The 20,023-nt window shown below is 74.2% G+C and carries 15 protein-coding genes; 9 read left to right on the top strand and 6 right to left on the bottom strand.

The window, feature by feature from the left end; all coding sequences use genetic code 11:
• Positions 1-6: 6 nt before the first annotated feature.
• Complete coding sequence (gene menD, locus CFT82_RS04100; RefSeq protein ID WP_088817758.1) at positions 7-1,821, bottom strand: 2-succinyl-5-enolpyruvyl-6-hydroxy-3-cyclohexene-1-carboxylic-acid synthase; 1,815 nt, start codon at positions 1,819-1,821, stop codon at positions 7-9.
• 155 nt (positions 1,822-1,976) lie between these two features.
• Between menD and CFT82_RS04105 the strand changes: the two genes are divergently transcribed.
• Complete coding sequence (locus CFT82_RS04105) at positions 1,977-3,572, top strand: DUF222 domain-containing protein (protein ID WP_088817759.1); 1,596 nt, start codon at positions 1,977-1,979, stop codon at positions 3,570-3,572.
• A 57-nt stretch (positions 3,573-3,629) separates the two neighbouring features.
• Here the strand turns inward: CFT82_RS04105 and CFT82_RS04110 are convergent, their stop codons facing one another.
• Positions 3,630-4,235, bottom strand: a complete 606-nt coding sequence (locus CFT82_RS04110; RefSeq protein ID WP_200815041.1) for an AAA family ATPase — start codon at positions 4,233-4,235, stop codon at positions 3,630-3,632.
• 60 nt (positions 4,236-4,295) lie between these two features.
• Entirely contained in the window at positions 4,296-5,963 is a 1,668-nt protein-coding gene (locus CFT82_RS04115) for an AMP-binding protein (RefSeq protein ID WP_088817761.1), read from the bottom strand.
• 169 nt (positions 5,964-6,132) lie between these two features.
• On the opposite strand from CFT82_RS04115, the gene CFT82_RS04120 reads away from it, so the two are divergent.
• The 8 genes from CFT82_RS04120 (at position 6,133) to yczE (ending at position 15,242) form a co-directional block, all read left to right on the top strand.
• The gene (locus tag CFT82_RS04120; RefSeq protein ID WP_088817762.1) at positions 6,133-7,350 is read left to right on the top strand and encodes a P-loop NTPase family protein; all 1,218 of its coding nucleotides are present in this window, start codon (positions 6,133-6,135) and stop codon (positions 7,348-7,350) included.
• A gap of 5 nt (positions 7,351-7,355) precedes the next feature.
• Complete coding sequence (locus tag CFT82_RS04125) at positions 7,356-9,044, top strand: ABC transporter transmembrane domain-containing protein (protein WP_159461851.1); 1,689 nt, start codon at positions 7,356-7,358, stop codon at positions 9,042-9,044.
• On the top strand, positions 9,041-9,640 hold the full coding sequence (locus tag CFT82_RS04130; RefSeq protein ID WP_088817764.1) for a hypothetical protein: 600 nt from the start codon (positions 9,041-9,043) through the stop codon (positions 9,638-9,640). Before CFT82_RS04125 ends, CFT82_RS04130 begins: the two co-directional genes overlap by 4 nt.
• A complete protein-coding gene (locus tag CFT82_RS04135; RefSeq protein WP_088817765.1) occupies positions 9,633-11,096 on the top strand; it encodes a sensor histidine kinase in 1,464 nt (487 codons plus the stop codon). The genes CFT82_RS04130 and CFT82_RS04135 overlap by 8 nt, the downstream gene beginning before the upstream one ends.
• Complete coding sequence (locus CFT82_RS04140; RefSeq protein WP_088817766.1) at positions 11,097-11,768, top strand: response regulator transcription factor; 672 nt, start codon at positions 11,097-11,099, stop codon at positions 11,766-11,768.
• Between the two features lie 34 nt (positions 11,769-11,802).
• Positions 11,803-14,103, top strand: coding sequence for a helicase-associated domain-containing protein (locus CFT82_RS04145; protein ID WP_088817767.1), 2,301 nt, complete (start codon positions 11,803-11,805; stop codon positions 14,101-14,103).
• A gap of 66 nt (positions 14,104-14,169) precedes the next feature.
• On the top strand, positions 14,170-14,334 hold the full coding sequence (rpmF, locus tag CFT82_RS04150) for a 50S ribosomal protein L32 (protein WP_088817768.1): 165 nt from the start codon (positions 14,170-14,172) through the stop codon (positions 14,332-14,334).
• 200 nt (positions 14,335-14,534) lie between these two features.
• The gene (gene yczE / locus CFT82_RS04155; protein WP_234994259.1) at positions 14,535-15,242 is read left to right on the top strand and encodes a membrane protein YczE; all 708 of its coding nucleotides are present in this window, start codon (positions 14,535-14,537) and stop codon (positions 15,240-15,242) included.
• A 30-nt stretch (positions 15,243-15,272) separates the two neighbouring features.
• Here yczE and CFT82_RS04160 read toward each other — a convergent pair whose 3' ends face one another.
• The 3 genes from CFT82_RS04160 to CFT82_RS04170 form a co-directional block, all read right to left on the bottom strand.
• Positions 15,273-17,252 carry a M13 family metallopeptidase gene (locus tag CFT82_RS04160; RefSeq protein WP_088817769.1) on the bottom strand — a complete coding sequence of 660 codons (1,980 nt, stop codon included), beginning with the start codon at positions 17,250-17,252 and terminating at the stop codon, positions 15,273-15,275.
• Positions 17,253-17,326: 74 nt separating this feature from the next.
• Positions 17,327-18,832 carry a D-alanyl-D-alanine carboxypeptidase family protein gene (locus tag CFT82_RS11680; RefSeq protein ID WP_088817770.1) on the bottom strand — a complete coding sequence of 502 codons (1,506 nt, stop codon included), beginning with the start codon at positions 18,830-18,832 and terminating at the stop codon, positions 17,327-17,329.
• A gap of 189 nt (positions 18,833-19,021) precedes the next feature.
• A complete protein-coding gene (locus tag CFT82_RS04170) occupies positions 19,022-19,981 on the bottom strand; it encodes a hydroxymethylglutaryl-CoA lyase (protein WP_088817771.1) in 960 nt (319 codons plus the stop codon).
• Between the last annotated feature and the right edge of the window lie 42 nt (positions 19,982-20,023).

The following is a 20,023-nucleotide window of genomic DNA, read 5'->3' on the forward strand; positions in this document are numbered from 1 at the left end:
GGCGGGTCAGCCGGCCAGGACCGCCTCGACGACCCGCAGGCCAGCCGGGGTCTCGGCGAGGACGGCCCGCAGCTCGTCCGGGTCGGTGACCCGCTCGCAGGGGACCCCGAACCCGGCGGCGAGCTGCCCGACCCGCGCGCCGGTCGGGGTGGTGAAGACCCGCCGGAGGGTGTCGGGGCCGAAGGCGTCCAGCTGCTCGGGCCGGCCGTACTCGAGATCGCCGAAGATGGCTCCCCCGTCGTCGGAGAGGACCACCACCGTGAGGTCGGGGCGGGGCTCGTCGGGTCCGACGGCCAGGGCGTTCACGTCGTGCAGGAAGGTGAGGTCCCCGACCAGCGCGGTGGTGGGGCCGTGGGTGAAGGCCCACCCGGCCGCGGTGGAGAGGCAGCCGTCGATGCCGGCCAGCCCGCGGTTGCCGACGATGCCCGCGACGCCCCCACCCGGCGTCCCGAGCCCGAGGTCCAGCGAGCGCGGGGCCCGGGAGCTGCCGAGGAAGAGCAACCCCCGCGCGTGCTCGGCCACCACGGCGGCCGTCGAGGCGGACGTCAGCCCGGAGCGGGGGGAGGTGCTCCCCCGCTGCTGCAGCGCCCGCTCCCCGGCCTCGCGCCAGGCACGGGCCCAGGCGGAGGAGGGACCGTGGCCGTCGGGGGCGGCATCGCCGCGGGCGGGGGTCGGGGCGTTGCCGTCGGCCCCGCATCCCGCCCAGCGCCACGGGTGCACCCGCTCGGCCCGGTGCCCGGGGTCCGGCCAGGTGGCCGCATCGGTGACCACCTCGACACGGGCCCCCGGCCGGCGGAGGAGGGCCCCGGCCGCCCGGTGGAGGGTCAGCCGCCCGACCACGAGGACCCGCTCCGGGGCGTGCTCGGCGAGGAAGGTCTCGTCGGCCAGCAGGTGGACGCCCCCGGGGACCGCCTCGTCCCCGCCGAAGCGCCCGAAGGGCTCGGCCACGACCGGCCAGCCGCGTGCGGCCGCCCCGGCCTGGGCGGCGCGGGCCCGCGCCGGGGAGCCGGTGTCGCCGAGCAGGACCAGGGTGCGGTCGGGGCCGTCCGACAGCTCCAGCACCTGCTCCGGGTCGCCGAGCACGCGGGAGATCCCAGCCGGTCTGGCCTCGTCCGGGACGACCGTCCAGGGCGCGCCGGCGGCTCGGCCGGCCAGTGCGTCCGGCCCGCTGCCGTCGGCCCCGGCAGTGCCCTGCTCCCCGGCGGTGCTCTGCTCCCCGGCGCTGCCCCGGCCCGGGGCGCTCGGCACCAGCGGGTCCCGGAAGGGCACGTTGAGGTGCACCGGCCCCGCGTCGCCCCCGGCGGCCCCGGTGGCGGCGGCCCAGCAGCGGTCCACGGTGGTGCGCCACCCCGCGGCCTCGGCGCGCTGCCCGGCCTCGTCCTCCCGGGAGGGCGTCCCCAGGTCGACCGCGGAGCGCACGTGCTGCCCGAAGATCCCCGGCTGGTCGGTGGTCTGGTTCGCGCCGGTGCCGCGCAGCTCCGGGGGACGGTCGGCCGTCAGCAGGAGCAGCGGCACCCGCTGGTGGTGCGCCTCGAGCACGGCGGGGTGGAGATTGGCCACCGCGGTGCCGGAGGTCGTCACGACGGGCACCACCCGCCCCGAGGCCGCCGCGAGGCCGAGCGCCAAGAAGGCGCCCGTGCGCTCGTCGGTCCGCACGTGGAGCCGTAGCTGCGTCTCCGGGTCGGCGTCGGCCGCCGCGAGGGCATAGGCCAGCGGCGCCGAGCGGGACCCTGGGCACAGGACGGCCTCGCGGACGCCGCAGCGCACGAGCTCGTCGACCAGGACACGGGCAGCCAGACCGGAGGGGTTCACGGGGGCCATTGTCCACCGGGGACTGTCCCTCCACAGGGTGCGGACAGGTGTTGCAGAATGACGTATGTCTGTACTATCTTGAGGGCAGGTCGAGGGGAGGACTCGACCAGAGGGTCACCGTGGGGCGACCCGAGGGGACGTGAGGCGCGGGGAGGTTCGTGGCCATGAGCGCGATGGTGGCGCCGCAGGGCTCGGCGAGGGGTGGACATGCGCACCCGGCCGAGGCCCTCGGCGCGCTGCTCGCCGAGGCTCACCGCGTGGCGGACGAGCTGCTGGGGCTGATCGGGGGCCTGGGGGACGGTTCGGGTGTCGACGGGTCGGAGCTGCGCTCGCTGGAGGGCGAGCTGACGCGGCTCCGGCACCGGGTCGACGCCGGGCGCCTGCGGCTGGGCGCGGTGGCCCGTGCGCAGCGTGAGGCCGGGCGGATGCATCATCGGGACGAGCGGCAGTTCTTCGGGCGCGGGGGCCGGATGGACGGCGCACCGGCGGCGCGGGACGACTTCCTCGCGGGAGCGCTCGGGAACCCGGTGCCCGCGGGTCGGCCGGCGCCCTCGGGCCCGGGCGGCGCGGCGGGGCGGACCCGGGCCGGCCAGGGCGCGACGGGGCAGGCACTCGACCAGGGGCTCATCTCGCCGGACCACGCGCAGGTGATCGCCAAGGCGCTGCAGCGGCTCCCGGAGCAGGTGACTCCCGAGGAGCGGCGGGTCGTGGAGCAGGAGCTCGTCCGGAAGGCCCAGCGGGTGCGGCCGTCGGAGCTGCGGCGGGAGGCCCGGCGCTGCCTGGCGGCGGCCGGGTGGTCGCAGGACGCCCTGGACACCCACGAGAACCACCAGGTCGCCACGGAGGAGGAGCAGGCCCGCGCGCGGGCGGCCTTCCGCATCCGCCACGACCAGGACGGCACCAGCACCGGGTCGTTCACCCTGCCGAGCCTGCAGGGACGGCAGCTCGAGAAGGTGCTGCGCGAGATGGTGGCGCCGCGGAAGCGCAACCGGCCGGGCGGCGGGGGCGCTGCAGGTGTTGCGGGCCGCGAGCGGGGCATGGGGCACGAGCGGGGCGTGGGGCATGAGCGGGACGCGACGGACGCGGGGAGCACGGCGGCCACAGCGGACGAGGCATGGCGCGAGCGCCAGCTCGACTGGCAGCACGAGCAGGGCAAGGCCCTGGCCGACCTGGTGGACCACCTGCCCACGGGGCACCTCCACGGGGCCGTGAACTACTCCGTGGTCGTGCACACCGACCTGGAGACGCTCCGGGGCGAGTGCGATCGCGCGGGCGTGACGGACGTGGGCGAGACGGTGAGTGCTGGTCAGGTCCGGCGCCTGGCGGCGCAGGCCCGGATCATCCCCTCGGTCCTCGGCGGCGACTCGCTCCCCCTGGACCTGGGGACCGCCCGGCGCTTCTTCACCGATGCGCAGCGGATGGCCGTGAGTCGCCTCTACACCCACTGCGCGGTGGAGGACTGCGACATCCCCTTCTCCTGGTGCGAGATGCACCATGACGAGCCGTGGGCCGCGAGACGAGGGGGCCCGCCGAGCGCGAGGCCGCCGGAGCCGGCACCGGACGATGGGAGACCACAGGGCGCCGGACCACCGGGGACGAGAGCGGCGGGACCGGGAGCGGGGCGGGGCCGCGGGAGGACGGACCTCTCGAACCTCATCCCCCTGTGCGGGCACCACAACCGGCTGGTCGAACGACCCGGCGTGGTGCACCGGGTGGTGCGGGACGACCGCGGCCGGGCGACGGTGGTGGTGGAGTCGTGAGCCGCGGGTCTTCCCTGCCCTGCGCCGGACCCGTCCCATGGAGGCCAGCCCGGCCCCTCACTCCCGCTTCGCGAGGTCGACCTCTCGAAGCAGAGCGGTGGCGACGCGCGCGACGGGCTGGGTCCCGTCGAGCACGATCGTGCCTGCAGGGAGGTGGGCACGCGCCGTCAGACACCGCTCGATCTGGGCAGTACGCCATGCCGCGATCCTGGCGTTGTGCCCCGGCTCGTCGACCAAGACCTGCGTCTGGATGCGCTGCCGGAGCACCTCCGCCGGGACGTCGAGCCAGACGTGGTGCACCGGCTCCCCCGCCGCAACCGCACCTCCGACGATCTCCTCGAGGTACGCCGGCACGACGAGCGTCATCGGCACGAGCAGCGTCCCCTCATGGTGCCGGCGGATGCTCGCGATGGCAGCCAGCACCAGGTCACGCCACACCGGAAGGTCCTGGAAGTCTCCAGAGGGCGGCGGCGGGACGACCTCACGCACCACGGACCCGAGTTCCTCGGGGTCGAGGACCAGGGCGCCAGGGAGACGCTCCCGGAGCTCCTCGACCAGCGTCGTCTTGCCCGCGCCGAACGGGCCGTTCACCCAGATGATCACCGATTCATCCCACCACGGCGTGGCATGGGCGGCGCCGGCACCATGGTGGGCGAACCCCACGGAATGGGGGCGGGTCGCCGAAGATCCACAACTACTCCGTGGGGCTCCTTGCCCCGCTCCTCAGCGGTGGATGCCGAGGATCTCCAGCGCCTGCTCGCGCATGTCCACCTTGCGCACCTTGCCGGTGACCGTCATGGGGAACTCCTCCACGACGTGCACGTAGCGCGGGATCTTGTAGTGCGCGAGCTTGCCGGTGCAGAACTCGCGGACCGCGTCGGCATCCAGCGGGTCGGCGCCCTGGCGGGTGATGATCCACGCCATGAGCTCCTCGCCGTACTTCTCGTCCGGCACGCCGATGACCTGCACGTCCTGGACGGACGGGTGGCCGTAGAGGAACTCCTCGATCTCGCGGGGGTAGATGTTCTCGCCACCGCGGATGACCATGTCCTTCATCCGGCCGGTGATGGTGACGTAGCCGTCCTCGTCCATCACCGCGAGGTCCCCGGTGTGCATCCACCGGGCCTCGTCGATCGCCTCGGCGGTCTTCTCCGGCTGGTCCCAGTACCCGAGCATCACCGAGTAGCCGCGGGTGCACAGCTCACCGGGCTGGCCGCGGCGCACCGGGCGCTGCGTCGCCGGGTCCACGATCTTCACCTCGACGTGTGGCATGACCCGGCCGACGGTCTCGGTGCGCTGCCGGACGTCGTCGTCGGTGGCGGTCATGAGCGACACCGGGGAGGTCTCGGTCATGCCGTAGCAGATGGCCACCTCGGACATGTTCATCTCGTTCATGACCCGGCGCATGATCTCGGCCGGGCAGGGCGAGCCGGCCATGATGCCGGTGCGCAGGTGGGAGAGGTCGAACTCCTTCTCCCCCTTGTCGATGAGACCGAGCTCGGCGATGAACATCGTCGGCACGCCGTAGAGACTGGTGCACTTCTCCTCCGAGACCGCGCGGAGGGTGGCGGCCGGCTCGAAGGACGGGGCCGGGATGACCATGCAGGCCCCGTGGGAGGTGGCCGCCAGGTTGCCCATGACCATGCCGAAGCAGTGGTAGAAGGGCACCGGCAGGCAGATTCGGTCCTCCTCGGTGTAGTGCACCCGCTCCCCGACGAAGAAGCCGTTGTTGAGGATGTTGTGGTGGCTGAGGGTGGCACCCTTGGGGAAGCCCGTGGTGCCCGAGGTGTACTGGATGTTGATGGCGTCGTCCGCCGAGAGCTCGGCCCCCCGGGCGGCGAGCGCCGCGGCATCCACCTCGTCGGCAGCGCCGAGCAGGGTGTCCCAGCTCTCGTCGCCCAGGTAGACGACCTCCTCCAGGCCGGGGCAGCCGGAGCGGACCTTCTCCACCATCCGGCGGTAGTCGCTCGTCTTGTGCTTGATGGCGCTCACCAGCCAGCGCATCTGCGACTGGTTGACGACGAACTGCAGCTCGTGCTCCCGGTAGGCCGGGTTGACGTTGACGAGCACGGCACCGACCTTGGCGGTGGCGTACTGCAGGAGGGTCCACTCGGCGCAGTTCGGGGACCAGATGCCGATGCGCTCCCCCGCCCGCAGGCCGCGGGCCATGAGGGCCCGGGCCAGCTCGTCGACGGCCTCCCCCAGCTCGGCATAGGTCCAGCGGCGCCCGGTGGCGCACTCCACGAGTGCCTCCCGGTCGCCGAAGCGCGCGATCGTGGCGTCGAGGTTCTGCCCGATGGTCTGCCCGATGAGCGGCACCTCGCTGGTACCGGACACGTAGGCGACCTCCGGGAACGACTCCGCGGTGTGATCGGTGGTGCTGCGAGACATGAATCCTCCTGGCAGACGACAAAGGGTGACCTGCGTCACCTGTCGCCACTCTGCCACGACCACCATGAAGAGGTCCTCATGTTCTCCTCACGATGCGGTCACGATCCGTCCCTAGCGTGGAGCCATCACCGAGGGACACGCCCCTCCTCCCCCGCCCCAGGAGCACACGATGACCACCACGGCCCTTCCCCCCACCCACACCTCCTTCCTCGACGACGCGCTCGCCGCGCTGGCCGAGGGCGCCACCCCGGAGGTCCTGCCCCTGGCCGGCGACCCCTCCGCCGCGACCACCGAGCAGGGCACCGTCGTCACCCCGGTGCCCACCGAGCGTCTCCGCGCCGCGAAGAAGGCGTACACCACCCGCCATCTCGCCGCCCACCTGGACGACTCCGACGGTGACTTCACCCTCGTCTCCGGCGAGGACGTGACCCCGCGGGCCGGGCAGGTCGTGCTCGCCCGGGTCGCCGCCTTCGGCCACCACAAGAAGCTGCCCGACGTGCACGGCCGCCGCCAGACCCTGTACCCCGATGACGAGGTGCTGCTGGCCTACGCGCCCCGCTACGCCCCGGACCAGTTCGAGGCCGAGGTGCCCGGCTCCCTGGCCATGACGAACCTGGCCGCGGCCGGTGGCCTGGCCGCGGACGTCGTGACCCAGCACGGCAGCACGAACGACCCGACCGTCATCGAGCCCCTCGGCCTGGTCGCCGACGCCGGCGGTACCCCGCTGCAGCTCACCGACGTGGCCCCGTTCTCCGTCACCCCCGCTGCGCACACCCCCGCCACCGACGCCCCGGGCGCCACCACCGAGCCCCCGGTCGTCTACGTGCTGGGCAGCTCGATGAACGCGGGCAAGACCACCGCGGTCGCCCAGATCGTGCGCGGCCTCTCCCTGGCCGGCCTCCGGGTGGCGGCCGGCAAGGCCACCGGCACCGGCGCCTGGGGCGACCCGGGCCTGTTCCACGACTCCGGCGCCGAGACCGTCCTGGACTTCACCGACTTCGGCCACGGCAGCACCTTCCGGATGGACCTGCCGGAGATCGAGCAGCTCGTGGGCGCCGTGCGCCGGGAGCTCGTGGCCACCGCCCCGGACGTGGTGGTCGTCGAGATCGCCGACGGGCTCTATCAGCGGGAGACCTCGCACCTGGTCCGCTCCGGCCTGCTCGGTCGGAACGCCCACCGCGTGGTCCTCACCGTCGGGGAGGCCCTCGGCGCGGTGGCCGGTGTGGCCGAGCTGCGGAAGCACGGTCTCCCCCTGGCTGGTGTGACCGGTGCGATCACCGCCTCCCCGCTGGCCACCCAGGAGGCCGGTGAGGTCCTCGACCTGCCCCTGCTGGACACCTACGCCCTGGCGGAGCCGGCCGTGGTGCGCAGCTTCCTGGCCCTGTGAGACCGGTGCGCCCCCGAGCCGAGGACCGCTCCGACCTGCCGCAGACCCACGAGGCACGGCTGGCCGCCGCGGAGCTCCCTCCCGTCTGGGAGGGGGCCCGCCGGCGCCACCTGACCCTCCTCGTCCTCTCCGGACTGGGGCAGGCCGCGGCGGCCGCCACGATCGCGTGGTTCACCCCCCACCTGCTCTCCGCCCCGTCGGCGGGGGCCCGGTGGAGGCTCACCGCCGTGCTCGTGCTGGCCGCCGTCGCGGTGGGTCTGCTCCGTTGGGCCGAGTGGGTCCTCGCCGAGCTCCTGGGTCAGCACTACGTGCTGGAGGTCCGTCGCCTGCTGGTCTCCGCCGCGCTGGCTCCCGGACGACAGGCCAACCTCGGGATCACGGTGGCGCGCACCACGAACGACCTGTCCGCACTGCGCAACTGGGTGGCCCAGGGGATCGCCCCCCTGGCCTCGGGGATCCCCCTCGTGGTGGGGGTGGTGGTGGCACTCCTGCTCATCTCCTGGCCGCTGGGCGTGGCCGTCCTCGTGACGGCCCTGGCGCTCGTCGGGGTCATCGGCCTGCTGGCCGCACCGGTGCTGGCCCGCAGCCGCGAGCTGCGACGCCGCCGGGGCCGGATGGCCTCCCACATCGCCGACACGGTGGCCGCCGCCACCACGGTCCGCGCCGCCGGCGGGGTGGAGCGGGAGCTGCGCCGCCTCGACGACCTGAGCGACGAGGTACGACGCGCGTCCGTCACCCGGGCCGTGCTGGCCGGCGTGATGCGGGGCGGTGCCGCCTCGGTGGCGGTCCTGGCCATGATCCTGGCCGGCATCACGGCTGCCTGGGTGCGGCTCCCCGCCGACCAGCTGACCACCGCCCTGCTCCTGGTGGGCTTGGTCTCCACGCCGGTGCAGGACATGGGCCGGGTGGCGGAGTACCGCCAGGCGCACCTGGCCGCCTGCATCGTGCTGGCCCGCGCGCTGCGTCGTGGGCGGACTGAGCCCGCCCCTGAACCGCGGTCGGGACGCCGCGCCCACGGCGGCCGCGGCTTCCTGCACGTCCACGACCTGCCGGGTCCGGACCCGCACCGCGGGGCGCCGGAGCTGCTCGCCGGGCAGGGAGCCCGCGTCCACGTCACGAGCCGGGACCCCGAGCAGGTGGATGCCCTGGTGGCCCGCCTCGTCGGCGACGAGCCCGGGACGGACGGCTGGGTGCAGCTGGACGGGTGGGATCTCGACACCGTGCCGGGCCGCCGCCGGCGTCGCCTGCTGGGCTACGTCTCCGCCGACGCCCCGCTCGAGCAGGGGCGGCTCTCCCGCGCCGTCCGCTACCGCCGTCCGGACTCCGACGAGCCCGTCTCCGAGGTGCTGGAACGGGTGGGCCTCACCCAGGCGGTCACCGCCCTGCCCCGCGGCGAGCGCACGATGCTGCGCCGCGGCGGCGAGCCCCTGACCCGCGAGCAGCGGGTCCTGCTCCACCTGGCCCGCGGGCTGTACGGGGACCCCCCGCTGCTGGTCCTCCACGACGTCCACGACCAGCTCTCCCCGACCGGTCAGGAGGCGCTGGCCCGGGCGCTGGAGACCTACCGTGGCGTGGTCCTGGCCACCGGTGACCGGACCCCGCCCGGCTGGCGCACCTGGACCCTGGACGGGAGCACCCCACTGCGGCTGGTCCCCGCACCCACCACGCCTCGTTCCCCGGAGGAGTCCCCGTGAAGCCCTCGATCCGCTCCGCGCCCCTGGTCGTGGCGGCCCTGGCGGTCGTGGTGGCCGCCATCGTCGTGGCCCTCGCCCTGCGGGTCCCGCCCGGCCCCTCGCTGGACGGCGTCGAGGCCCCACGCCCCTCCCCGTCGAGCGATCGGACACCGGGGGGCGCCAGCTCCTCGACGCAGTCGACACGCCCCTCGACCGCCCCCTCCTCCTCGGGCGGCGCCACAACCTCGGCCAGCCCGACGTGGGGGCGGAGCTCCGCGGCCAGCCCGACGGGCCCACCCACCCCTGCCGCCGACCCCACGACCTACCGCGCCCCCCGGGACGACTCGGCGAGCCCGACCGCCGGGGGCACGGTCTCGACCACCCCGCGGTCCGCCCCGCCGACGCGTTCCCCGGCTCCGTCCCGTCCGGGCTCCACCTCGGTCCGGGAGGTCCCACCTGCGGTGCAGCGCCCCACGCCCTCCCCGACCGCGACGAGCCCGAGACCCACCGCCGAGGAGGACGACCGCGACGCTGACCGCGAGGACGACCGCGACGACACGGATGATGAGATCGACGACGACCAGGACGATGACGCGCAGGAGGGTGACGATGACTGACAGCCCGTCACGCACCTTCGGGGTGCGGGGGCGGATCGTCCTGTGGCTGCTGGGCATCGTGGCCCTGGCGATGGCCTGCCTGGCCCTCCTCACGTACGGGCTCGTGCGGGCGGACAACGCGCACCGGGCCAACGAGGACGTGGTGCAGGAGATCCGGGAGTTCCACCAGCTCACGGCCGAGGGCGTCGACCCCGAGACCGGTGAGCCCTTCGAGTCCACCGAGCGACTCCTGGAGCTCTTCCTCGCCCGACAGCGCCCCAGCGACAGCGAGCTGCTCATCGGCCGCACCTCCGACGGTCAGGTCCTCCACGTCTCCGGGGCCGCCGTGGAGGACGCCGACTCCCTGATCCGTTCCGGGGAGCTCGTCGACGAGCACCCCACGGCCGAGAGCGGCATCGTGGACACCCCGCTCGGTGAGGCGCGGTACGGCCGGACCACCGTGGAGCTCGGCGGTGGCAGCGGTTCCCTGACCGTCGCAGTCTTCCCCGAGCGGGAGAACCGCGCGGTCCAGGGCGTGCTGCGCCGGGCGCTGCCCGTCGCGCTGGCGATCCTCGCACTCACCGGGCTGGTCGGCTGGGCCGTGGCCGGGCGGATCCTCGCCCCGCTGCGGAGCTTCCAGTCGACCGCCCAGGAGATCTCCGAGCGTGACCTGACCCGCCGGCTCCCGGTGAGCGGGCACGACGAGGTGGCCCAGCTGGGTCGTACCTTCAACGGCATGCTGGACCGGCTCGAGGATGCCTTCGCCACCCAGCGGCGCTTCGTGGACGACGCCGGGCACGAGCTGCGCACCCCGATCACCGTGATCCGCGGGCACCTGGAGCTCATGGGCGACGACCCGCAGGAGCGCCGGGAGACGGTGCAGCTGGTGCTCCACGAGCTGGATCGGATGAACCGGATCGTCACCGACCTGCTCACCCTGGCCAAGGTCGACCGACCAGACCACGTCCGCCCGGTGGAGACCGACGTGGCAGCCCTCACCCTGGAGCTCGACTCCCACGTCCGCCATCTCGGGGAGCGCGACTGGGTGCTCGACGAGGTGGCCGAGGGGCACGCCCTGCTCGACGCGCAGCGGGTCAGCCAGGCGGTCCTCCAGCTGGCCCGGAACGCCGTCCAGCACACCGGGACGGGCGACCGGATCCACCTGGCCTCCCGCTGGCAGCTCCTCGGCGACGGCCGCTGGGAGCTGGCCTGGAGCGTCGCCGACCACGGCCCCGGGGTGCCCCCCAAGCAGGCCCGCCGGATCTTCGAGCGCTTCCATCGCGTGGAGGGCAGCGCCGCGGACCACGACGGCGCCGGCCTGGGGCTGCCGATCGTGCGGGCCATCGCGGAGAACCACGGTGGCGCGGTCTCCGTCTCCGAGACCCCCGGCGGCGGCGCGACCTTCACCCTGACCCTTCCCGTGGTGGGCCCCGGCCCCGCCCCGGCGACCGACCCCGACTCCCCCGAGGAGGACTGAGTGGCCCACATCCTCATCGTCGAGGACAATCCGCGGATCTCCGCCTTCATCGAGAAGGGGCTGCGCGCCGCCGGGCACCAGACCGAGGTGGCCACGGACGGCCGGACCGGTCTCACCCTGGCCACCCACGGCGGTTTCGACCTCATGGTCCTGGACCTGGGCCTGCCCGGTCTCGACGGCTTCGAGCTCCTCCAGGCCCTCCGTGGCCAGGGGCACGAGCTGCCGGTCATCGTCCTCACCGCCCGGGACTCGGTGGAGGACACCGTGGCCGTCCTGGAGGGTGGCGCGAACGACTACATGGCCAAGCCCTTCCAGTTCGCCGAGCTCCTGGCCCGGATCCGGGTCCGGCTGGCGGACACCCCGGACGCCGCCCGGGGCGGAGCCGACGCACTCACCCTGGAGGCTGGAGGCCTCGTGCTCGACCAGCGCACCCGGATCGTGGAGGGCGCCGGGCTGCACGCCGAGCTCACCTCCCGCGAGTTCGGCCTGCTCACCATGCTCATGCGCCACGCCGGCCAGGTGCTGAGCCGGCAGCAGCTCCTCGCCGAGGTGTGGGGGGTGGACCACGACGTCGCCTCGAACGTGGTGGACGTCTGTGTGCGGCAGCTGCGGCAGAAGGTGGGGCCCGGTCGGATCGAGACCGTGCGCGGGGCCGGTTACCGGTTCCGGTGACGGCCGCTCCCGGCCGACGGACTAGCGTGGAGGGGTGACCCCTCCGCCCCGCTCCCGCGCGTCCGCGCCGAGCCGCCCCGACTCCGGGGGCTTCCGCTCGCTCGCCGACGACCTGCGTGGACGCTCCCCGGAGGAGCTGGCGGACCTGCTCGAAGCCCGCCCGGACCTGGCCCGCTCGAGCAGCACCGACCTGGCCGGTCTCGCCGCCGCCGCGACCACCCCCACCTCCGTGCAGCGCGCCCTGGAGGGGCTCACCCGCCCGGAGCTGCAGGCCCTGGAGGCCGTGCTGGTCCTGGCCCCGGTGGACGCCGCCGCCGTCGCCCACGCGACCGGTGCCCCCTCCGACGATGCCCGCACCTGCCTGGCACACCTCGTGGAGCTGGCCCTGCTCTGGCGCAGCCCGGAGGGTCTGCGACCGCTGCGCACGATCACCGAGCTCATCCCCCGACCGGCCCGGCTGGCCGGGGCCCAGGAGGCCGGGAGCACCCCACCCCCGGAGGTCACCCCGGCCGTGCTGGCGGGCCTCCCGTCACCCGAGCGCGCCCTGCTCGACGCCCTCCTCTGGGGGCCGCCGGTCGGGCAGGTGACCGAGGCCGCACCTCCCTCCACGCAGGCCGCGCGGGACGCCCTCGTGGAGCGTGGACTGCTGGTCCGGGTGGCCCCGGGCACGGTCCTCCTCCCCCGTGGGGTCGCCCTGGCGCTCCGGGAGGGCAGGACGCACCGTGCCTGGGAAGGTGCCCCGCCCCGCCCCGCTCCCGGTGGGACGCCCCGCCCCGACCTGCTCACCGACGCCGCCGCCGCGCAGGTCTCCGACCTGCTCGGCCGCACCGACGAGCTCCTCCTCGAGCTGCAGGACCGTCCGGCCACCCTGCTGGCGGGTTCCGGGACCGGGGTGCGGGAGGTGGCGCGCCTGTCCCGCGCCCTGGACACCGACGCCGATGGCATCCACCTGCTGCTGGAGACCGCGCACGCCGCCGGCCTCCTGGACGTCGGTCCCCTCCCGGCGGAGGCCGACCGCGCGGGGGAGCACGTCTGGGGCCCCACCCCCATGGCGGACCGCTGGTGGCAGCAGCCCGACCCCGAGCGCGTCCTCGCCCTGCTCGAGGCCTGGTGGGCGATGCCGGCCGACCCCGCGGCCCGGGAGGGGGACCGCCGCGCGAACGCCCTCTCCGAGGGGGCCCGTTCCCCGCTGGTGCGCCGGCTGCGACAGGAGCTGCTCGAGGAGGTCGTCCTCCTCGATGGGGCTCCGGCCTCGCCCGAGGAGCTGCTGCAGCGCTGGCGCTGGCGGCACCCGCTGCGCAGGACGCCCCCCGCCGAGCGGGTGGAGGCCGTGGTGGCGCAGGCGCGCGCCCTCGGCCTGGTGGCCTCCCCGGCCACCGATCCCACCCGGGTGGTCGCCGCCCCGTGGCTGGCCGTGGTGCCGGGATCCCGTCCGGCGCAGCTGGACGCGGGCGCGCTCTCCGCCGGCCTGGAGGAGCATCTCCCCGCCGCCGCCGACCGGGTGCTGCTGCAGGCCGACCTCACCGCCGTCTCGCTGGGGCGCCCCACACCTCATCTCGCCGGGCTGCTGCACCTCGTGGGCCAGGTGGAGTCCCGCGGCGGAGCGACGATCCACCGCCTCACCGAGGCCAGCCTGCGCCGCGCCCTCGACGCCGGGCACAGCGCCAGTGACGTGCGCGCCGCGCTGGAGGCCGCCTCGGCCACCGGGCTGCCGCAGCCGGTGGACTACCTGCTGCGCGAGGTGGCCGCCGGCCACGGCCGGGTGCACCTGACGGACGCCGGGAGCGCCCTGGTGCTCGACGACCCGGCCCTGGCGACGCGCATGCTGCACGACCCGGACCTGGCCCCGCTGGGCCTGGAGCTCCTGGCGCCCACCGTCCTCGCCTCGCGGCTGCCGGCCGCACGGGCACGTGCCTTCCTCCGGGACCACGGGTACGGCCCGTCGGTCACCCGTCCGAGCACACCGCCCCGGGTGAGTCCGCGCTCGGGAGCCCGGGAGGTCCTCTCGCAGCCCCTCACCCGGGAGGCAGCCCTGGACCGGGCCGAGCGGCTCCTCGCGGCGGGCGAGCCCACCCCGCCGGAGCAACCGGCCACCCCCGACGCCCCCGCCATGGACTCCCGCGACCCCGCCGTGGTGCAGGCCGTCCTGCGCGAGGCCGTGGCCGACGCGCGCCCGGTGTGGATCTGGCACACCGACCCGCTCGGCGGGGTGCAGCACGCCCTGGTCACCCCCGGCTCGCTGGAGGGTGGACGGCTCCACGCGGTGCGGGCCGGGGAGCGCCTCCCGCGGGTGTGGAGCGCCCACCGGATCGTGGGGGTCGCGCAGGCCCGGTGACGCCCGGCCGCCTCCCCCTCCGGCGCGTGGTACAGGGACCACGGAATCTGTCGTAGAATGGAAGGTATGGCCGTTCCGAAGCGCAAGATGTCCCGAAGCAACACCCGCCACCGCCGCTCGCAGTGGAAGGCAGAGGTGCCCACCCTGCAGACGCAGACCATCGACGGCAACGAGGTCACCGTGCCCCGCCGTCTGGTCAACGCCGTCAAGCGCGGCCTGATCAAGCTCTGAGGCGTACCCCCTGCTGAGACCTCGGGTCTCTGAGAGGTACACCCAGCGCCACTGAGGCGGGGAGACCCGCCGCGCAGCTGTGAGGCTCCGACCCGTTCGCGGGTCGTGGGCCTCCTTCCTGTCTGCCCCCGCCACCCCACCGGGTGACGGGGGCAGCGCGCTGTCCGGGCGCTGTCCACCCACGCGACTACTCTTCGCGCATGCACACGACGCCGCAGCTCGTTGGACCCGGTCCTGGACCTGGCCCCGGCCCGGGCCGCACCCAGCCCCTCGGGCCTCTGGAGCAGCTGCGCGCCGGGCGCCTGGCCGTGCGCATCCCGCTCCTCGTCGCCGGCCTCCTCCTCTACGGCGCGGCGCTCGCCCTCATCATCCGGGCCGGGCTCGGGACGGCCCCGTGGGACGTCCTGCACCTCGGCCTGACCCGGTGGCTGCCCGTCTCCATCGGCACGATGGTGGTCATCGTGAGCTTCGTCGTGCTCCTGCTGTGGATCCCGCTGCGCGAGATGCCGGGCCTCGGGACGGTCGCGAACTCGCTCCTCATCGGCCCCGCCGCCGACCTGACCCTCATGGCGCTCCCAGAGGTCGAGGGCCTCGCCGTCCGCGTGCCGATGGTGATCGCCGGAGTCGTGCTCAACGGCCTCGCCACTGCCATGTACATCGGCGCGCAGCTCGGCCCCGGCCCCCGCGACGGGCTCATGACCGGCATCGCACGCCGGAGCGGTCGCTCGATCCGCTCGGTGCGCACGGCCATCGAGATCGTCGTGGTGGCCAGCGGCTGGCTGCTCGGCGGGGTGGTGGGCCTGGGGACGGTGCTCTACGTCCTGCTCATCGGACCGGTGGCCCAGGCGGCGCTGCCGTGGTGCACGGTGCGCCTGGAGCCGCGAGCGGCCCCGGACCCTACCGACTGAGGCAGGGTCCGGGGCCGGAGTGCGTGCGGATCAGAAGATGCGCACCCGGTCGGCCTCGTCGAGCCACATGCCGTCACCCGGCTGGGTACCGAAGGCCTCGTGGAAGGCGTCGAGGTTGCGGGCCACGTTCGCGCGCGCGTCCATCGGGGCGTGCGGGTCGACGACGAGCAGCCGCTTCGCCTCGGCCTCCCTCGCGGAGCCGCACCAGATCTGCGCCCAGGAGAGGAAGAAGCGCTGGGCGCCGGTGAGGCCCTCGAGCTCCGGGGCCTCCTGGTCGCCCAGCGACAGCTGGTAGGCGGCGTAGCCGATGGCCAGGCCACCGAGGTCGCCGATGTTCTCCCCCACGGTGAGCGCCCCGTTGACGGTGTGGCCCGGGGCGTCGATCGGCTCGAGGGCGGAGAACTGCTCGACGAGCTGCTGAGCCAGGGCGTCGAAACGCTCCCGGTCCTCGGCGGTCCACCAGTCCTCGAGCTTCCCCTCGCCGGAGTAGCGGGAGCCCTGGTCGTCGAAGCCGTGGCCGATCTCGTGCCCGATGACCCCGCCGATGCCGCCGTAGTTGGCCGCCGGGTCGGCCTCGGCGTCGAAGAAGGGCGGCTGGAGGATGGCCGCCGGGAAGACGATCTCGTTCATGCCCGGGTTGTAGTAGGCGTTGACCATCTGCGGCGGCATGAACCACTCCTCGCGGTCCACCTCCTTCCCGATCTTCGCCAGCTCACGGGCGGTCTCCACGAGCGCCGACCGGCGCACGTTGCCCAGCAGGTCGCCCGGGTCCACCTCGAGCGCGGAGTAGTCCTTCCACCGCTCCGGGTAGCCGATCTTGGGCCGGAAGGTGCCCAGCTTCTCCAGCGCCCGCTCACGGGTCTCGGGCCCCATCCAGTCGAGCGACTCGAAGCACTGCCGGTAGGCCTCGACGACATTCGCCACGAGCTCCTCCATGGCCGCCTTGTGGCTGGGCGGGAAGTGCTTGGCCACGTAGAGCTGACCGACCAGCTCACCGGCGGCCCCTTCCACGAAGGCCACGCCGCGCTTCCAGCGGTCGCGCAGCTCCGGCGCACCGGTGAGGGTGCGACCGTGGAAGGCGAAGTTCTCCTCGACGATCGCCTGCATCAGGTAGGGCGCGCGGGAGCCCAGGACGCGCCAGGCCAACCAGTCCCGCCAGGTGTCCAGCTCGACGGCGTCAAAGCCCTCGACGAGCCCGCCGACGCGGGAGAGGAAGTCGTGCTGGCGGGCGATGACGCGCTCCAGCCCGTCGTCCGGCAGCCCGAGCGCGGCGGCCCACTCCTCGAGGTGCAGGCCCGCCGTCCGCGCGCCGAGCTCCTCCCGGGTCCACGGGGTGAAGGAGGCCACCGCGTCCCGGGCGCGGACGGCGTCCCAGTGCAGGCCGGCGATCCGGGTCTCGAGGTCCACCACGCGCTGCGCGAAGCCCTCGGCCCCGGCCTCGTCGACGATCCCACCCAGCACGGCCAGGCGCGCCACGTGCTCCTGGTAGGCGCTCAGCACCTCGGCGTGCTGCTCCTCGCGGTAGTAGGACTCGTCCGGCAGCCCCAGCCCGCCCTGGTGCAGGTAGACCGAGTAGCGGTCCGGGAACTCGTTGTCGTTGTCCACGAAGGGGTGGACCAGGCCCTCCACGCCCCGGGCCTGCAGCTCGCCGAGCGCCCGGGCCAGCCCGGTGGCATCCTGCACGGAGCGGACGCGCTGCAGGTCCTCGGCCAGGGCGTCGGTGCCCGCGGCCTCGACGGCCTCGGTGTCCATGAAGGAGCGGTAGAGGTCGCCCACCCGCTGCGCGTTCTCGTCGGCACCCTCATCGGCCGCCTGCTCGGCGGCCTCCTCCACGAGGACGCGGACGTCCTCCTCGGCGCGCTCCCGCAGCGCGTCGAAGGTGCCGTAGCGGGATCGGTCGGCAGGGATCTCGTGGGTCGCGCGCCAGGTGCCGTTCGCGTGGAGGAACAGGTCGTCCTGCGGGCGGACCGAGAGGTCCCGGTGGTCGAGGGAGAGTCCGAGCGTCGTCATGGGGCCACGATGCCACTCGGGGCCACCTGTCCGTGCGAGAGGTGGCCCCGAAGCGGGCGAGCGGGTGGTTCGGGTCAGCGCATCACCGTGGCGCCGTTGGCCCGCTGGGCAGCCAGTGCGTTGTACTTGGTCAGGGCGCTGTACTCCCAGTGCCAGTACTCCGGCTTGTACGCACCCTCACGGGCCCAGGTGGGGTTGTCCCAGCCGTACTTCGGTGCGTTGAGGCGGAGCCAGCTGTACTTGGCGCTCCGGAAGCCGACCTGGGCCTCGCCCTCGTTGAGATCGCAGGCCGCAGCCCAGCCGTGCTGGGAGGTGCCCGGCACGGCGGCCCGGAACCCGCGACGCTGCTTGTAGAGCACCTGGGTCTCGTAGGTGCGGTAGCACTCGCCGAGGCCCATGTCGTGGCCGAACCGGTTCTTGTACGCGGCGTTCAGACGGGACAGGCCGTCCGCGGCAGCGCACTGGAGGAGCTGGTGCTCCTGGCCGGGGATCGGGTTGTCGCACAGGGTGTTGGGGTCGAGGCGGCCGTTCCCGCCGGTCCACACCTGGTGGTCGTCGCCGAGCTGGCTGGCCGGGATGAAGCTCCGCGGCCCGGCCTGGAACCAGAGGCCGTCCGCGGTGTACCGGCCCCGGACGACACCGCCCTCGGCCACGTACCCGGTGCGGCCGGAGGAGTAGGACGGACCAGCGTAGACGTCACCGAACTGGTCGTTGCCCGGCAGCTCGACGTACTTGACGAGCTCCGCGCCGGGGGTCGGCGGCTCCACCGGCTCGGGCTCGGGCTCGGGGGTCGGTGTCGGGGCGGGCTCGGGGGTCGGCGCCGGGGCCGGCGGCGGCAGCAGCTCCGGCTCAGGCGTCACACGCTCGTCTCCCGGCTGGACCTCGGTGGCGAAGGAGTGCCAGAACCAACCCTTCTCGGTCTTGACCCAGCCTCCCTCCGGCGTGCCCTCGACGAGCGTGCCGGCCTGGAGCATGCCGGTGATCTCGTGCCGCATCCCGGCTCCCGCACGCACGTTCACGCTGCGGTCGACGTGGTACGTCTTCGTGTCCGGCGACGGGGCCGGGGCCGGCGTGGGGTCGGGCTCCGGGGCGGTCTTGTCGACCGCCGTCATGTAGGCGCCGTGGGCGTAGCCCTGCGGGGTCTTCACCCAGCCGTTGCCCACAGGGGTGCCGGTGACCGACTGGCCGGGCACGTAGAGACCCACCACGTCGGAGGCGGCCGTCGGGGCCTGGCGGACGTTGAGATAGGTGTTGACGCGGTAGGTCGTCTCGGCAGCGGCCGGCGGCGCGGACTTCAGCCACGATCCGTGGACGTAGCCGCCGGAGGCCAGGGAGACCCAGCCGTTGCCCAGCGGGGTGCCGGAGACGACGTCGCCCCGCTCCAGGGAGCCGATGGTGGAGGAGGCGGTGGTCGGCTCGGCGCGGACGTTGAGGTACCACGCGGTGACGGAGAACTGCTCCGTGGCCGAGGAGGCACCGGTGGCGTGAGCGCTCGTCGAGGTCAGGGCGGCAGCACCGAGACCGAGCGCCGCACCGCCGAGGACCACGGGCAGGCGTGGGACGCTGGGGGTGGAGGGCATGGCATTCCTTGCGGTTGAGGGGTCGTCGCGAGGCATGGAGGAACCTCGCGGGTGAGATTTTCGCCTCATTCCGCATCTGTCAAATGTGACACGCCGCGTTCTCTGCTGCGTCACCTACCGTTCATCTTCGCCCCCGGGGACGAGCAGAAGGTCGCGTGCACGAGGTCGCCCAGAAGCGCCTGCGAGCATTCAGCCGGCGAGCGCCTTGACCACGCGGCTGGCCGACGGGCGACCGAGCTGCTCGGCCATCCAGGTGCTGGTCTCCACGAGGGCGGGCAGGTCCACGCCGTGCTCGATGCCCAGGCCCTGCAGGGTCCACACGAGGTCCTCGGTGGCCAGGTTGCCGGTGGCCGACTGGGCGTAGGGGCAGCCGCCGAGGCCGCCGGCGGAGGCGTCCACCACGGAGACGCCGCGGGTGAGGGCCGCCATCGTGTTGGAGAGGGCCTGGCCGTAGGTGTCGTGGAAGTGGACGCCGATCCGGTCGGCGCTCAGGCCAGCCTTCTCCAGTGCGTCGAGCAGGCGGTGGACGTGGGCGTAGGTGCCCACCCCGATGGTGTCGCCGAGGCTCAGCTGGTCGCAGCCCATGTCCATGAGCCGCTGGCAGGTCTCGGCCACCTGGCTGATGGCGACCTCGCCCTCCCACGGGTCGCCGAAGCACATGGAGACGTAGGCACGCACCCACATGCCGGACTGCCGGGCCTGCTCGACAACCGGCTCGAACATGGCGAACTGCTCGGCGTGGGAGCGGTTGAGGTTCTTCTGGGCGAAGGTCTCGGTGGCCGAGCCGAAGACCGCGATGCTGCTCAGGCCCAGCTCCTGGGCACGCTCCAGGCCGCGCATGTTCGGCACGAGCACGGGGCGCTTCAGGCCCTTCGCGTCCGCGCCGAGCAGGCCGACGAGCTCCTCGGCGTCACCCAGCTGGGGCACCCACTTCTGCGGCACGAAGCTGGTGGTCTCCACGGTGTCCAGGCCGGCGGCCAGGAGGCGGCGGACGAACTCGGCCTTCACCGCGGTGGGGATGACGCCCTTCTCGTTCTGCAGGCCGTCCCGGGGGCCGACCTCGTAGATGGTGACCTTCTCCGGCATCCCGCCGAGGGCCCCGGTCTGCGGGGGGAGCTCGCGGGCCGGCTCGATCTGGGCGGTGCGCATGGGGCCTCCTGGGTGTGGACCGGGCATCGTGGTGATCTGCGG

The sequence above is a fragment of the Kytococcus aerolatus genome (assembly GCF_900187395.1).
In the GTDB taxonomy this organism is placed as follows: Bacteria; Actinomycetota; Actinomycetes; order Actinomycetales; family Dermatophilaceae; genus Kytococcus; species Kytococcus aerolatus.